Annotated in this window: 12 protein-coding genes and 1 pseudogene; 7 read left to right on the plus strand and 6 right to left on the minus strand. The window is 55.1% G+C overall.

Annotated elements, in window-relative coordinates:
- The first annotated feature begins 26 nt into the window (after window positions 1–26).
- Window positions 27–1,208, plus strand: a complete 1,182-nt coding sequence (locus HUF19_RS04345; protein WP_260998660.1) for a thiolase family protein — start codon at window positions 27–29, stop codon at window positions 1,206–1,208.
- 122 nt (window positions 1,209–1,330) lie between these two features.
- On the opposite strand, the gene HUF19_RS04350 is transcribed toward HUF19_RS04345, so the two are convergent.
- The 3 genes from HUF19_RS04350 to HUF19_RS04360 form a co-directional block, all read right to left on the minus strand.
- Window positions 1,331–1,585, minus strand: a complete 255-nt coding sequence (locus HUF19_RS04350; RefSeq protein WP_260998661.1) for a hypothetical protein — start codon at window positions 1,583–1,585, stop codon at window positions 1,331–1,333.
- 42 nt (window positions 1,586–1,627) lie between these two features.
- The gene (locus tag HUF19_RS04355; protein ID WP_260998662.1) at window positions 1,628–2,056 is read right to left on the minus strand and encodes a hypothetical protein; all 429 of its coding nucleotides are present in this window, start codon (window positions 2,054–2,056) and stop codon (window positions 1,628–1,630) included.
- Window positions 2,057–2,130: 74 nt separating this feature from the next.
- Complete coding sequence (locus HUF19_RS04360) at window positions 2,131–2,454, minus strand: hypothetical protein (protein WP_260998663.1); 324 nt, start codon at window positions 2,452–2,454, stop codon at window positions 2,131–2,133.
- 650 nt (window positions 2,455–3,104) lie between these two features.
- Here HUF19_RS04360 and HUF19_RS04365 point away from each other — a divergent pair.
- Window positions 3,105–3,818: a spondin domain-containing protein gene (locus HUF19_RS04365; protein WP_260998664.1), complete on the plus strand. Its 714-nt coding sequence runs from the start codon at window positions 3,105–3,107 to the stop codon at window positions 3,816–3,818.
- Between the two features lie 134 nt (window positions 3,819–3,952).
- Here HUF19_RS04365 and HUF19_RS04370 read toward each other — a convergent pair whose 3' ends face one another.
- Together HUF19_RS04370 and HUF19_RS04375 are read right to left on the minus strand one after the other, a co-directional pair.
- Window positions 3,953–4,360 carry a GFA family protein gene (locus HUF19_RS04370; protein ID WP_260998665.1) on the minus strand — a complete coding sequence of 136 codons (408 nt, stop codon included), beginning with the start codon at window positions 4,358–4,360 and terminating at the stop codon, window positions 3,953–3,955.
- Between the two features lie 33 nt (window positions 4,361–4,393).
- A complete protein-coding gene (locus HUF19_RS04375; RefSeq protein ID WP_260998666.1) occupies window positions 4,394–5,443 on the minus strand; it encodes a tRNA dihydrouridine synthase in 1,050 nt (349 codons plus the stop codon).
- Between the two features lie 310 nt (window positions 5,444–5,753).
- Between HUF19_RS04375 and HUF19_RS04380 the strand changes: the two genes are divergently transcribed.
- Genes HUF19_RS04380 through HUF19_RS04390 form a run of 3 tightly spaced genes read left to right on the plus strand, consistent with a single transcriptional unit; the run spans window position 5,754 to window position 9,143 of the window.
- Window positions 5,754–5,999: an OadG family protein gene (locus tag HUF19_RS04380; RefSeq protein WP_145466031.1), complete on the plus strand. Its 246-nt coding sequence runs from the start codon at window positions 5,754–5,756 to the stop codon at window positions 5,997–5,999.
- 60 nt (window positions 6,000–6,059) lie between these two features.
- Window positions 6,060–7,832 carry a sodium-extruding oxaloacetate decarboxylase subunit alpha gene (gene oadA, locus HUF19_RS04385; protein ID WP_260998667.1) on the plus strand — a complete coding sequence of 591 codons (1,773 nt, stop codon included), beginning with the start codon at window positions 6,060–6,062 and terminating at the stop codon, window positions 7,830–7,832.
- 9 nt (window positions 7,833–7,841) lie between these two features.
- A complete protein-coding gene (locus tag HUF19_RS04390) occupies window positions 7,842–9,143 on the plus strand; it encodes a sodium ion-translocating decarboxylase subunit beta (protein ID WP_260998668.1) in 1,302 nt (433 codons plus the stop codon).
- A 120-nt stretch (window positions 9,144–9,263) separates the two neighbouring features.
- On the opposite strand, the gene mqo is transcribed toward HUF19_RS04390, so the two are convergent.
- Window positions 9,264–10,742: a malate dehydrogenase (quinone) gene (gene mqo, locus HUF19_RS04395; protein ID WP_260998669.1), complete on the minus strand. Its 1,479-nt coding sequence runs from the start codon at window positions 10,740–10,742 to the stop codon at window positions 9,264–9,266.
- 652 nt (window positions 10,743–11,394) lie between these two features.
- Here mqo and gap point away from each other — a divergent pair.
- Both gap and HUF19_RS04405 read left to right on the plus strand, forming a co-directional pair.
- Entirely contained in the window at window positions 11,395–12,390 is a 996-nt protein-coding gene (gene gap / locus HUF19_RS04400; RefSeq protein ID WP_260998670.1) for a type I glyceraldehyde-3-phosphate dehydrogenase, read from the plus strand.
- 272 nt (window positions 12,391–12,662) lie between these two features.
- A pseudogene (locus HUF19_RS04405) lies at window positions 12,663–15,284 on the plus strand (cation-translocating P-type ATPase); the annotation flags it as partial.
- Window positions 15,285–15,311: the final 27 nt, after the last annotated feature.

Raw genomic sequence — 15,311 nt, forward strand, 5'->3', positions numbered from 1 at the left:
CAGCCGCGAAACATCCGGAGCAAACTATGCACAATAATGACGTCGTTATTTGTGGGGCAGCCCGTACCCCAATGGGCGGTATGCTGGGCGAATTAAGCAGTGTACCGTCACCGCAATTAGGCGCGGTGGCTATTTCCGCTGCGATAGAGCGTGCGGGCCTGAGCCCGGATGAGATTAACGAAGTGATTATGGGCTGTGTGTTACCGGCCGGATTGGGGCAGGCACCAGCGCGTCAGGCGTCACGTGCGGCGGGAATTCCCGACAGCTCGGGCTGCTCGACCGTGAATAAAATGTGCGGCTCCGGTATGCAGGCAATTATTCTGGCCCACGATCAGATCAAAGCGGGCACTAATAACGTGATGATTGCCGGTGGTATGGAAAATATGAGTCAGGCACCGTATTTATTACCCAAAGCGCGTGCTGGTATGCGCATGGGGCACGGCCAGGTTATTGATTCCATGTTTTTTGATGGCCTCGAAGACGCCTACGAAGGCGGCCTGATGGGCGTGTTTGCTCAGCGCAGTGCCGATGAATATGGCATCAGCCGCGAAGCCATGGATAACTTCGCCATCCGCTCACTTAATCAATCGTTGGCGGCGATTAAAAACGGCTATTTTGAACAGGAAATTGCTGCGGTATTGGTATCTGGTCGTAACGGCGATACCCTGATCGACGTTGATGAGCAGCCGGGTAACGCCCGCCCGGAAAAAATCCCGACGCTGAAACCGGCGTTCAAAAAAGACGGCACCATAACGGCTGCCAACGCCAGCTCCATCAGCGATGGTGCTTCGGCGCTGGTACTGACCAGCAGCGCCTACGCGCAACAGAAAAACCTGCAACCACTGGCACGCATCGTTGCCCATGCAACCCATGCGCAATTACCGGCGGAATTTACCCTGGCGCCTATCGGTGCAATAAAAAAGGTACTGGAAAAAGCTGGCTGGAGCAGCGCTGAGGTGGATTTATTCGAGATTAACGAAGCCTTCGCCGTCGTCAGCCTGCTGGCGATTCAGGAATTGGGTCTGGATGAGAATAAAGTCAACGTCAATGGCGGTGCCTGCGCACTAGGCCATCCGATTGGCTCTTCTGGTTCGCGTATCGTGGTTACCCTGATCAATGCACTGAAACAGCGTGGCCTGACAAAAGGCGTGGCTTCTCTTTGCATTGGTGGTGGCGAAGCCACGGCAGTGGCTGTCGAGATTCTGTAGGGGAGAAGAGAAGGCGTTTATTCAAAAGCCGCTGTCAGTTTGGCAGCGGCTTTGGTTTTTGACAGTAAGGACTTAGCGTTTTTAAATGCGGGGAAAGATCATGCTTTCTGTGTTTCCACTTTTTATTGCGAATTAAATTTCTCCTTAGAAGCGACACACACTACCCCCTCGGGGTTTTCCTTGCACTCTTCAGACAACATGTCACAAGCCTTTTCAACTCCGAATCTTACTGATTTCCTATCTGATTCGTCCATTCCCTGCATTTGTTCTTCCATGCCTAATGAAAGACAGCTCTCATAAAATGGGTCAGACCCTGATGCTGAACATCCAACTAAAAAAACAGATGTAATGGCCGCTATGATGCATGTTTTTTTCATAGTAAATTCCTTTTAGTAGAAAATTTAATTTTGACGTATTTGTTAGCTGATAGGATTAAACGCTCCGGGTTTTTCTTTTTCTCTGGTTCTTATTAGATCTCGGGTTAAAATAAAAATAAAAGGGATTCCCCAGGATATTTTTCCAGCGCTTTTTCCCAGTGTTGACCAGAAGAATTTATTGTCAGAGCTGAACTCTAAATTTTTAAATAAATCTCCGGAAAATATAGTGTAAGATGTCACTATTACCATATATGACCAGCAGGTCAAGCTAAAGATGTATCCTATTCTCTTGCCTTGCCATAGTAGTATGCCGCCGATCGTTCCGCACACTCCTCTGAATAATAATTCAGTCATAACTAAAAATGTGATGTATGAGGAACTTGTATTACCCACTGCTATTGTTATCAATGCTCCGAATCCAGGGATTCCGCCCAGTATTGTCATTAAACCAATAAATTCTCTCTTTTTCATCGATGTAAACATTCCTGTATTTTACGCTCATGATAATTGGGTCGGTTTTCTGCGAATGTAAATTGAGTATGTTGTTATTTGTTATTCATGCTTTCTAGGTCGGCTCTCATTTTATCTTGGTCGATATAATTCTTAAGTGTATCCCACTGACTCATTCCGGATCGCAGAATAACTAATGTTCCAGTCGATACTCCCGAAATCCAGACAAGTAGAAGCATTAGGTATTCCTTCTTTTCTGTAAAACCAAAGAACATCAATGGCACACTGAGAGTAATTAGTGCTATTGCTAAAAATGCAACAGATTGGGTTTTGCTGTTTTTAGTTAAGGTAACAGGGTCTTCCAGATGATTTAATATTTTCTTCAGAATCTGGATCTTATAATCTTCTTTTGTATTCATTATTTTAACCTGCACACCGATAAGTCCCGGGTTTCGCAGGGGAAATGGATCAGATCCTCCCCATATACCCTGATGTAATTCTTCATATGACTAACTTCCTCATTGGTTATGGGAGCGACACCTATAGCACAAAAAGATAGCGCGTAATATTTTTTACAAAGGCACCAACGATTTTGGAAAAATAAGATCGCCAAAGCTTTGGAGCTGAGCATTCGCTTTCCCCATCATCCATACCCCGAGCTTCAATTGCTGCCATGGCATTTTCTTCCTGTATTGCCACCCATCCTTATAAACGCATGGCAGGAGTGGCGTGGTGTTATATCCGGGATTATTAGCGGGAGGGCGATCGTTTGAACTGTGTTTATTTACGATATAGCGGCATCCCTGCTGTAGCTCAAGAGTACTGAGTTTCTGAATTTGGTTCAATAATTGATAAAACTGCTTGCAAGTGGCAAGTGGCGACAATATTTGTCATCGCCTGATCATGGGCTCCGGCGGCAGCCCAAAAATCCGGCCCGCGCAGCGGCTGCAACTCAGAGCGCGATTCTTTCCAGAACCAACAAAGCAGCAGGCACTACTAATCCACCTCTGCCCTGTAAGAAACCGCCCCGTCATACGACTACCGGGTTATCTCAAAAAAGGATAATGCTATGAACCGTCTTTTCGCGCTCTCATGTTCTCTGATTGTCTCTACGCTGGCTCTGTCGGGTTGTGGCGGCAATGACTCCGGCTCATCGTCCAATGACCCGCAGGGGCAGGGGGAGGTGCAGTACAAGCTGACCTTTACCACATTGTGGAATGCAGAGGATTTTCCTCAGGGTTTCCCATCCAATCCGCATTTTTCGCCTTTGGTCGGCGCGACTCATAATGAGCAAACGGTGATCTGGCGACCGCTGGATCAGCCATCAACAACGGGTATTGAGCAGGTTGCTGAAACCGGTGGTACTTCGCTGTTCCGGGCTGAGTTACAGGAGCGTAAAACCCAGGGCTATGTGCAGAATATTCTGCTGGCCGGTGGTGGTGTGGGCAGTCCGGGGGAAACGGTGTTGCGCTTCCGCGCCAGCGAACAATTTCCGCTGTTGTCGATCATCAGCATGATCGCACCGAGTCCGGACTGGTTTGTCGGCCTGCGCGATGTGAATCTGCGCGAGGGCGGTGAGTGGCTGGAATCGGCGACATTTAATCTGGCACTGTACGACGCCGGCACCGATCTGGGGGTTGCCTTTACCAGTGCCGACAGTGACGGTGGCGACGGCATTATCCGCCTGCTGAGCAGCGATGTCAGCGATACCGATTTTAATAACGGCGTACACCGCAGCAGCGGTTTATATGTCGCGACCATGCAGTTGCAGCGCGAGGAATAAAAACGGACTTGCTGATTCAGGTCGCGGATAAAATCCGCTCCTGCAATCCGGCGTTTGTTTTTATATCCGGCGTTACGTCTGAATACTTGCGTCAGCAGTTCGCGCCTGAAAGGTCGTACCGGTAATGTTGCCCATCACCCCGGCAAACCATCCAGTTTGGCCACACTCTCTAAGTCGTGATCCCAGTCGGCCTTACTGGCCATAAATAAATGCGCATTGGGGCGCATGCTCAGGCTGTTATCCAGACTGCCGGCCGGCACCACCAGTAACTGGCCATCCATCTGTTGGGTGGGCAGGGCAGAGCCACATTCGCGGCAGAAGCTTTTGCAATGGCGGCTGTTGGGCAGGTTAAACACCTTTACCTGTTCTGCGCCGCGATCCCAGTTCAGTGTGGCACTGGTGGAAAACAGGTTGGCGGCATGGGCCGAGCCGGTGTCTTTCTGGCAGTGCTGGCAGTGGCACAGGAAAAAGCTCTGAAAGTCGCCGGTTACGGTAAATTGCACGGCGCCGCAAAGGCAAGAGCCTTTATAAGATGTGGTCATGGTTATCCTCCTTAATAGCTGCTGACCAGACTATCAGAATCCCTGATGCTGGTAAGCCTTGTAGTCGGAGGCGTTTGGAGGATTAGCGGCAACGTCAGCGCTGGTTTCGGCCAGGCTGTTGAAAAAGTCCTGCAGGCTGCGCTGGCGTTTTACCTTCTCAAACACGGCGCGGATTTCCAGCGATTGCAGCGAGAAATAATGCAGCCACTGTTTTAAACGGTCGGTCTGGGCTTTTTCCGGCAGGTGCGCGAGGCAGGGAATTAATGCCTGCATCATCTCCAGATGCTGTTGCCAGCCGTGGGCACTGTGCGCAAGCAAGCCGTGGTCAGCTTTAATCTGCAGCGCTAAATCGGGCACGGCGACTAAACCACGGCCAATCATAATCAGGTCGGAATGGCTTTCGGCCATGCACTGACGCGCCTGCTGTGGCGTCCAGATCTCACCGTTGGCAATCACCGGGATGTCGGTTACTTCTTTTATCCGTGCAATCCAGTCCCAGTAGGCCGGTGGTTTATAGCCTTCGGTTTTGGTGCGGGCGTGAACGGTCAGCCACTGTATACCACCGGAGGCCAAGGCACGGGCGTTGTCGAGTGCCAGTTCTTTATCGGCAAAACCGAGGCGCATTTTCGCGCTGACCGGAATATGCGAGGGCACGGCCGCGCGTACGGCGCTGGTAATGCGCGCGAGTAAATCCGGGTATTGCAGCAGTACGGCACCGCCCTGGCTTTTATTCACGGTTTTGGCCGGGCAGCCAAAATTCAGATCGATGGCCGGGGCACCGAGCATGGCGGCTTTGCGTGCGTTGGCGGCCATTAATTCCGGGTCGGAGCCTAATAACTGCACATGCACCGGTGTGCCTGCGGGGGTTTTGCCACCATTGAGCAATTCCGGGCAATAACGGCGGAACACCTTGGCCGGGTAGACCTGCTGGGTCACGCGGATAAATTCGGTCACGCAGTGGTCGATGCCGCCGACGCGGGTTAACAGGTCGCGCAGGTGGTGGTCCATCAGCCCTTCCATCGGTGCGAGGGCAATATAAGGGCGGTGCGGATGGTTATTAAAAGGCAGCTGGCCTGTGAACATGGTGGCGGGTCTTGGTGATCGGGCGGGCATTATAGCGGCGGCAATGTGGCAGCTCCAGCAAAGTGCAGTGTCGGACAGGTTGTTTTCCTGACCGTATGGTCAGTCCGGGCCGCATGGTTTCTGGCGTCGGTTAAGCCATCGTCAGGCATGGTATCAAGCCATGACACGGGTCAGGATTGGCGGTGATCAGGTTGCGCTGGTATGGCCTTTTCAGTAATCTACGTCGGTTTTGCCGCCCAGCCCGGAAGGTTATTTTTCAACCGGGCCGAGGGGTGGGGAGCACAGAACCAATCATTCAAAGGAGCCCCTGATGTCAGAGCCTAGTCTCGTATCACAGGGTTTGGAGCTGATGATTTTCGGTATGGGCGTGGTATTCGTCTTTCTGACGATGCTGGTGTTCGTGACCGGATTCATGTCCAAGCTGGTAAATAAACTCGCCCCTGAGCAGGAAGTTGTCGCCGCCCCCGTGCGTGCCGCTAAGCCTCAGGGAGTGGACCCGCAATTGCTGAAAGTACTGTCAGCAGCGGTAAAAGAGCATCGCGCGCGCCAAAAGTAGCGAGCGGTATAATAACAACCCAAACGTTTACAACGTTAAAGGAAGAAAAGGCCATCACCCATGTCCGATTCTAAGAAAGCTTTAGGAATTACCGACGTCGTTCTGCGCGACGCCCATCAGTCCATTCTGGCTACCCGCATGCGCATTGATGACATGCTGCCAATCGCTGCAAAACTTGATCAGGTTGGTTACTGGTCTCTCGAATCCTGGGGCGGCGCTACGTTCGACTCCTGCATTCGTTTCCTCGGTGAAGATCCGTGGGATCGTATCCGCGAATTCAAAAAAGCCATGCCGAACACCAAGCATCAGATGCTGCTGCGTGGTCAGAATCTGCTGGGCTACCGCCACTACGCCGATGACGTAGTTGAAAAATTTGTTGAACGCGCAGCCACCAACGGTGTTGATGTATTCCGAGTGTTCGACGCCATGAACGATCCGCGCAACCTGGAAACCGCGTTGAAAGCGGTTAAAAAACAGGGCAAACACGCGCAGGCCACTCTGTCTTACACCACCAGTCCGGTACACACACTGGAAGCCTGGGTAAGCCTGGCCAAGCAGATCGAAGATATGGGTGCAGACTCTATCGCCATTAAAGATATGGCCGGTGTGCTGACTCCTTATGCGGCTTTTGAACTGGTTTCCCGCTTAAAAGCACAAACCGACCTTGAAGTTCAGCTGCACGCTCACGCGACCGCTGGTCTGTCGGATATGACCATTCTGAAAGCCGTAGAAGCCGGTATTGACCGTGTGGATACCGCTATTTCTTCTATGTCCATGACTTACGGCCACACCGCTACTGAGTCTGTGGTTGCTGCACTGGCAGGCACCGAGCGCGATACCGGTCTGGATCTGCTGCTGCTGGAAGAAATTGCTGCTTACTTCCGTAACGTACGTAAGAAGTACGCCAAGTTTGAAGGCGCCCTGAAAGGCACTGACAGCCGCATTCTGGTGGCTCAGGTTCCTGGCGGCATGCTGACCAACATGGAAAACCAGCTGCGCGAGCAGGGTGCTTCTGACAAGTTCGATGAAGTACTGAAAGAGATCCCGCGTGTGCGTGAAGATCTGGGCTTTATCCCACTGGTTACTCCTACCTCTCAGATCGTGGGTACCCAGGCGGTACTGAACGTACTGAGCGGCGAGCGTTATAAGTCTATCTCGAAAGAAACCCAGGGCATCCTGAAAGGCGAATACGGTGCAGCCCCTGCGCCAATGAACGCCGAACTGCAGGCCCGAGTTCTGGATGGTGCTGAAGTGATCACCTGCCGTCCGGCAGACCTGCTCGAAAACGAGCTGGACAAAGTGATTGCCGACGTTGAAAAGCTGGCCGCCGAAAAAGGCTTCAAGCTGGCTGCTGACAAGATCGACGACGCCCTGACCTTCGCCATGTTCCCGCAGGTTGCGCCTAAGTTCCTGGCCAACCGTGGCAACCCGGATGCCTTTGAACCGGCTCCGAAAGGCGACGCTGAAGATACCTTCACCATTACCGTCGATGGCAACGAATACGTTGTTAAAGTCGATGAGGGCGGTGATGTCACTCAGCTGGCGGCGGTTAACGGCGCACCAACTTCACTGGGTGGTGCTGCACCAGCCGCTGGTGCTGCTCCGGTTGCAGCTGGTGGCGGTGATCCGGTGGCTTCGCCACTGGCGGGTAACATTTTCAAAGTGATGGTTCAGCCTGGTGATCAGGTTGCAGAAGGTGATCTGGTGATCATTCTTGAAGCCATGAAAATGGAAACCGAAATCCGTGCACCCAAGGCAGGCACCATTGGCAGCGTTAATGCCAAAGAAGGTTCAGCTGTCAAAGTGGGCGACACTCTGTACACAATCGGGTAAGGAGCTGTCATGCATAGTCTGATTAACCTGTGGCACGATACAGGTCTTTACCATATCGAACCGGGCCAGATCATTATGATGCTGGTCGGCTTCGCTATGTTATTCCTGGCGATCAAAAAAGGCTTTGAGCCTTTGCTGCTGCTGCCGATTGCCGTTGGTACGCTGATGGTCAACATTCCGGGTGCGGGTATGGGCTGGTCAGCAGCTGAAGCCGCTATCCGTGGTGGTGATGCCGCGCTGCTGGCGCAATTCCGCGAGCTGTTTGGCCTGGCGGCCAATGCCGATGTTGGCGCGATGCTGGAGGCTTATCACCACGCGGGTGTGGCCGAATACAACAAAGCGTTGAGCATGGGTGCGGCGGCCGGTTTCGAACACGGCATGCTGTACACCTTTTATAAGGTCACTATTGCCAGTGGTATTGCTCCGCTGCTGATCTTTATGGGTGTGGGCGCGATGACCGACTTCGGCCCGCTGCTGGCCAACCCGAAAACCCTGCTGCTCGGCGCTGCCGCTCAGTTTGGTATTTTCGGTACGCTGTTCGGTGCCGTGTGGATGACCGATATCGGCCTGATGGACTTCACCATGCAGCAGGCCGCGGCGATTGGCATTATCGGTGGTGCGGACGGTCCGACGTCCATCTTTATTGCCTCCAAGCTGGCGCCTGAACTGCTGGGTGCGATTGCGGTAGCGGCTTACTCTTACATGGCTCTGGTGCCGCTGATTCAGCCACCGATCATGCGTGCGCTGACCACTGAAAACGAGCGTAAGATTGCCATGAGCCAGCTGCGCACCGTAACCAAAGCCGAGAAGATCGTTTTCCCGATTGCGGTTCTGGTTCTGGTTGCTCTGTTGCTGCCTTCTGCAGCGCCGCTGCTGGGTATGTTCTGCTTCGGTAACCTGATGAAAGAATCCGGTGTGGTTGAGCGTCTGAGCGATACCGCGCAGAACGCCCTGATCAACATCGTGACCATCTTCCTCGGTCTGTCGGTGGGTTACAAAATGAGCGCAGACGCTTTCCTGAATGGCAGCACGCTGGCCATTATTGCACTGGGTCTGGTGGCTTTCTGTGTGGGTACTGCGGCTGGTGTTCTGATGGCCAAGCTGATGAACAAGCTGAGCAAAGAGCCGATCAACCCGCTGATTGGTTCCGCTGGTGTATCGGCAGTGCCGATGGCGGCCCGCGTATCCAACAAAGTGGGTCTGGAATCTAACCCGCAGAACTTCCTGCTGATGCACGCAATGGGCCCGAACGTGGCTGGTGTTATCGGTTCGGCGGTGGCTGCCGGGGTGATGATTTCCTACTTCGGTTAAGTGCTGTTGCGGGCTTGCCCGCACATCACAGCCCATAAAAAAACGGCGTCTGTAGAAATACAGACGCCGTTTTTTATATCGCTTTTTTATGCAGTTTCAGCACCGCTGCTGAAGCTGAAATTACTTCAGCTTCAGCGTGCTTAGCGTATGTTCGCGGATGCTGTTAAGCAGGGCTTCGTTGGTTTTCAGATCTTCGCCATAGGACGGAATAATCTCTTTTAACCGGGCTTTCCACTCACTCTGCATTTTGTCTTTAAAGCAGCGTTCCAGTACTTCGATCATCGCCTGTACCGATACCGATGCACCCGGAGAGGCACCCAGCAGAGCGGCTAAGCTGCCGTCTTTGGCAGCCACCAGTTCGGTACCGAATTCCAGCTTACCGCGGCCTTCTGCATCTTTCTTGATGACCTGTACCCGCTGACCGGCTTCGGCCAGGGTCCAGTCTTCATCTTTGCAGCTCGGGAAGTAACCACGCAGGGTGGCTACGCGGTCTTCGTGTGACTGCATCACTTCGCTGATCAGGTATTTGGTCAGATCCATGTTGTTAATGCCAACCGACATCATCGGCAACAGGTTGCTGATGCTGACCGATTTCAGCAGGTCGAGCTTGGAGCCTGCTTTCAGGAACTTGGTGGTAAAACCGGCATAAGGTCCGAACAGCAGGGCAGGCTCGCCATTGATGATACGGGTATCCAGATGCGGTACCGACATCGGGGGCGCACCGATAGCGGCTTTACCATATACCTTGGCGTGGTGCTGGCTGACGATGGCCGGGTCTTTACACACCAGCCACTGGCCGGAAACCGGGAAGCCGCCATAACCGTTGGCTTCGTCGATACCGGATGCCTGCAGCAATGGCAGTGCGCCACCGCCGGCACCGAGGAAGACGAATTTGGCATTAATGGTCGAAGACTTACCGCTCTTGCGGTCATTCACGCGGACAAACCAGCTGCCGTCGTGGGAGTGGTCAAAATCATCCACTTCGTGGTTCAGCAGCAGGCTGAAGCTTTCTTTTTCCTGCAGGCGTTTTACCAGATTGCGGGTCAGCGAGCCGAAGTCGACATCGGCACCGTGCAGCACGCGGGTAGCCGCCACTTTTTCGGACGGGTCACGTCCTTCCATCACCAGTGGCATCCACTCACGCAGCACCGCCGGGTCTTCGCTGTATTCCATCTCTTTAAACAGATGGTGAGCGCTCATTTTGGCGTGACGCTGGCGCAGGAAGGCAACGTTATCTTCGCCCCAGACAAAGCTCATATGCGGTGTCGGGTTGATGAACTGGGTAGGTTCCGGCAGTACGCCGTTTTCCACCATGTGCGCCCACAGCTGCAGCGACACTTCGAAGTTGGCGTTGATCACCAGTGCGCGGTCAATGGCGACGTTGCCCTGGGCATCTTCGGCGGTGTAATTGAGTTCGCAGTAGCCTGCGTGACCGGTACCGGCGTTGTTCCAGCCGTCGGTACTTTCGTGAGCAACATGGTCCAGACGTTCGACCATAGTGATTTTGAGTGATGGGTCCAGCTTGGTAAGCAGGGTTCCCAGGGTAGCACTCATGACCCCGCCTCCGACGAGGAGCACATCGACTTTTTGTATAGTCATGGATTTCGCCTTTAAATCAGAAAATCAAAATCTGCGTGCATGCCAGACAACTGGCGTCCCCATGGACATTGGCTGATAGCCTTCTGGCCTGAATTCTGCCGGGGCTTGTGGCCGGGGCAGCGGGGAAGGATAAATCGACGCTTTATACACAGCGCCCTTACGGCTTACAACCGCTAATGAGACAGCTACTACTAATGTATATTGCAGTCGCCGGGAGGCGAACTTTCAACCACAACACGGGTTTTTTCCGTGACTTTCAGTCCCTTCAGGGGACTGGTAGCAGGCCGTCGTCATACACAAAAATCAGTTACCAATCCGGCCATAGCAGAGTCTGGCATTACCACCGGAGGAGCGGGGCAGTAAAACAACGGATGGTTAAGTAAGAAGTGGCTGTGCCGGGGCCGGCTTCCGCTGACTGGCTGAAACCGCTCTGTTGCCGCGCGCGGGCAAGGTGTTTCAGCAGGAATGTCAGTTTCCGGAAGACTTCGGTCTTACCACAAACACAGCGACGTTAAGGCCGCGAAAAATACCGGAAACGGCCTGTATGGTCAAACCATTGATCCTGCAACAGGTTGTTCTTTTGTGCCAGATCAAGCGGGCATTCACGCCGCAGCAACTACACTGATAAAACATTCATCAGTGCGGAGTCACTATGCTGCGGATAGCAATTAACGGGTTTGGCCGTATTGGCCGCAATGTTTTACGGGCGCTGTATCAGTCGGGTTTCCGCGAGCAGATACAGGTGGTGGCGATCAACGATCTGGGCGATGCCGAAACCTGTGCGCACTTGCTGGAGTTTGATTCAGTACATGGGCACTTTAACGCCGATATCCGTCTCGAAGACGGTCTGCTGGTACTGGGGGATGACGCCATCATGCTGTTGCGTGAAGCCGAGCCACTGAAGCTGCCCTGGGGCGAGCTGGATATCGACATCGTGCTGGAATGCTCAGGGCGTATGACCAGTGCGGTGAAATCCATGGCGCATCTGGATGCCGGTGCCGGCAAAGTACTGATTTCAGCGCCGGCAGAAGATGTCGATGCCACGGTGGTGTTCGGCGTTAACGATAACGTGCTGCAGGCCAGCGACCGTATTGTTTCCAACGCCTCCTGTACCACCAACTGTCTGGCACCGGTGGCGCGGGTACTGCACGAGCAGTTCGGCATTGAAGAAGGCAGCATGACCACCATCCATGCCTACACCAACGATCAGCACCTGCTCGATCTGGGGCATGATGATCTGTATCGCGCCCGTGCGGCGGCGTTGTCGATGATCCCGACCCGTACCGGTGCGGCCAAAGCCATTGGTCTGGTACTGCCGGGGCTGGATGGCAAAATCGCCGGTATGGCGGTGCGTGTGCCGACCGCTAATGTGTCGCTGGTGGATCTGGTGCTGCGCGTACACGACACGCCGTCGCGCGATGAAGTGAACGCGGTGATGCGTGCTGCCGCAGCGGCCAGCAGCGTACTGGATTATAACGACCGTGCGCTGGTGTCGGTCGACTTTAACGGCAATCCGGCGTCCTCCATCTTTGATGCCAACCATACCCATGCACAGGGCCATCTGCTGCATGTGATGGCCTGGTACGATAATGAATGGGGCTTTGCCCACCGTATGCTGGACACTGCGCTGGCGATGAGCCGCGCCTGAGTTATCCACTGCCGCGGTGGTTGCTGGTCGGTTCAGGCCGGTAGCCGCCGCTGGCGTAACTTGCCTGCCATATTCTTGACCCGCCGCAACCCCTACTTCCTGCAGAAACGGCACACTGAACAGCCAGATTTCAGGACGAAGCTATGACTCTTGCCCGCGACCGCAAAACCGCCGATCGGCTTGTTGATGACCCCACCTCTATGGCGGCCAGCCAGCTTGCTGTGGCCGAGATCCGCGCCCGGCTGCAGGCACCGGAAGAGGGCCTTAGCAGCAGCGAAGCCGCAACACGGTTACAGCAACAGGGCAGCAACAGCTTGCCGCAGGCGCGCGGACGTTCGTGGTGGCAGCGCTTATGGGCACAGATCAGTAACCTGCTGATTCTGGTGCTGCTGTCGGCGGTGGTAATTACCGCGCTGCTTGGCCATACCCTCGACAGTGTGGTGATTCTGGCGGTGGTGATTTCCCAGGCGCTGATCGGGCTGGTGCAGGAGGGCCGTGCAGAGCAGGCGCTGGCGGCTATCCGCCATATGCTGGCACCAGCGGCCAGTGTGATCCGCGATGGTCACAGCCAGCGCATTGCCGCCGCCGATCTGGTGCCCGGCGATACGGTGCTGCTTGAACCCGGCGACCGGGTACCGGCGGATATCCGTCTGGAACGTTGCCACAGCCTGAGTCTGGATGAGGCCATTCTGACCGGTGAATCGCTGGCGGTGGAAAAACAGCCAGAGGCTCTGGCCGCCGCCAGTGCGCTGGGGGATCAGACCAATATGGCCTTTTCCGGCACGCTGGTGGTGCGTGGTACCGGCCGCGGTGTGGTGGTGGCCACCGGCAGCCGTTCAGAAATCGGCCGCATTTCAGGCTTATTGCAGCAAACAACCGGCTTACAAACCCCGCTGCTGGCACAGATGGATCGCTTTGCGCGGCTGATGGCAACGCTGGTACTGGCCGGTGGCTTACTGATTCTGCTGCTTGGCCACTGGCTCAGCGGGCTGCCATTTGCCGATTTATTTATTGCCGTTGTCGGCTTAACGGTGGCGGCTATTCCGGAAGGGTTACCCGCCATTCTGTCGATTACCCTGGCCGTGGGGGTGCGGCGTATGGCCAAACGTCAGGCCGTGGTACGGCGCATGCCGGCGATTGAAACCATTGGTGCGGTGTCGGTGATCTGCTCGGATAAAACCGGCACCCTGACACGCAACGAAATGATGGTGGCGGCCCTGGCCTGTGGCGTTCATTACCGCCAGGTGCGCGGTGATGGCTACGCCCTCGATGGCGGACTGGATGAACCCTTACCGGAAGCGCTGCAGACACCGCTGATGCTGGCGGCGGCCCTGTGTAACGATGCCAGTCTGCAGGCCGCCGAAGGTACGGTAAAAATTCACGGCGACCCGATGGAGGCCGCGTTGCAGGTGCTGGTCCACCGGCTGGATGGTGACCCGGTGCGTCTGGCGCAGCACTGGCCACGGCGTGACGAAATTCCCTTTGATGCCGAATACCGCCTGATGGCGACGCTGAATCACAACCATCAGGGGCGGCATGTGCTGTGGGTAAAAGGCGCGCCGGAAGCACTGCTGCAGCGTTGCCGCCAGCAGCTGGATGACGCCGGTAACAGCGTGGCTCTGCAAACCGGATACTGGCTTGAGATGATTGAGCGGCTGGCCGCCGATGGCCAGCGGGTACTGGCCCTGGCCTGCAAAGAATACAGCGGCAGCGAGCTGGAAATGTCCGACCTGAATGAGCTGCAGCTGATCGGTCTGGTCGGTTTAATGGACCCGCCGCGCGCCGAAGCCATCGCCGCGGTGGCGGAATGCCATGCCGCCGGTATTGCGGTGAAAATGATCACCGGCGATCACGCGCTGACTGCCAGTGCCATTGCCGCCCGGCTGGGGCTGAGTAACAGCGCTGAGGTACTGACCGGCAAACAACTGGACGAGCTGGATGATCAGGCGCTGCAGGATTGCGTCGGGCGGGTGAATGTTTATGCCCGCACCAGCCCGGAACATAAGCTGCGGCTGGTGCAGGCGCTGCAGAGCAGTGCTGGCAGTGGCGCTGACAGTGGTAATCAGCGCGCTGATGGTCAGGGCGGCGCTGTGGTGGCGATGACCGGCGATGGCGTGAACGATGCGCCGGCACTTAAAGCCGCCGACGTGGGTATTGCCATGGGACACAAAGGCTCACAGGCGGCGCGTGAAGCCTCGGCAGTGGTGTTGCTGGACGACAATTTTGCCAGCCTGGTGGCCGCGGTTAAGGAAGGCCGCACGGTTTATCAGAACCTGAAAAAAGGCATTGCCTTTATGCTGCCGATTAACGGCGGTGAATCCATCAGTCTGGTGGTGGCGCTGTTGCTGGGGCATACCCTGCCGATTTCAGCGCTGCAGATTCTGTGGGTGAATATGATCAGCTCGGTGATTCTGGCTATGACCCTGGCGTTTGAGCCGGCCTTACCCGGCATGATGCAGCAGCCACCCCGTGCCCGCTTTGAGCCTCTGCTCAGCCGGCGTCTTGCCTGGCAGGTATTGAAGGTGTCGTTGCTGTTTCTGGCCGGTATTTTTGCCGCCTGGCACTGGGGGATGGCGCACTCTGGCAGCGAAGCTTTTGCCAGTACCGTGGCGGTAAATGCGCTGGTGGCGATGGAATTATTCTATCTGTTTGCGGTGCGTTACCCGCCGGGGCAGGCCATCAGCTTACAGGGTTTTAAAGGTACGCCGGTGATCTGGGCGGCCATTGCGGCGCTGATTGTGATGCAGTCTTTATTTAACTGGCTGCCGCTGTTTCAGCGTACCTTTAACAGCAGCGCGCCGGATGTCGCAGCGCTGCTGGTGGCTGCGGGCTGTGGCATCGTACTGTTGCTGATACTGCAGCTGGAAGGCTGGATCAGACGCGGCCGGGGTTGAACGGCTGCGGCTACCCGGTTTTATGTG

The sequence above is a fragment of the Thalassolituus hydrocarboniclasticus genome, from assembly GCF_025345565.1.
Lineage (GTDB): Bacteria > Pseudomonadota > Gammaproteobacteria > Pseudomonadales > Oceanobacteraceae > Venatoribacter > Venatoribacter hydrocarboniclasticus.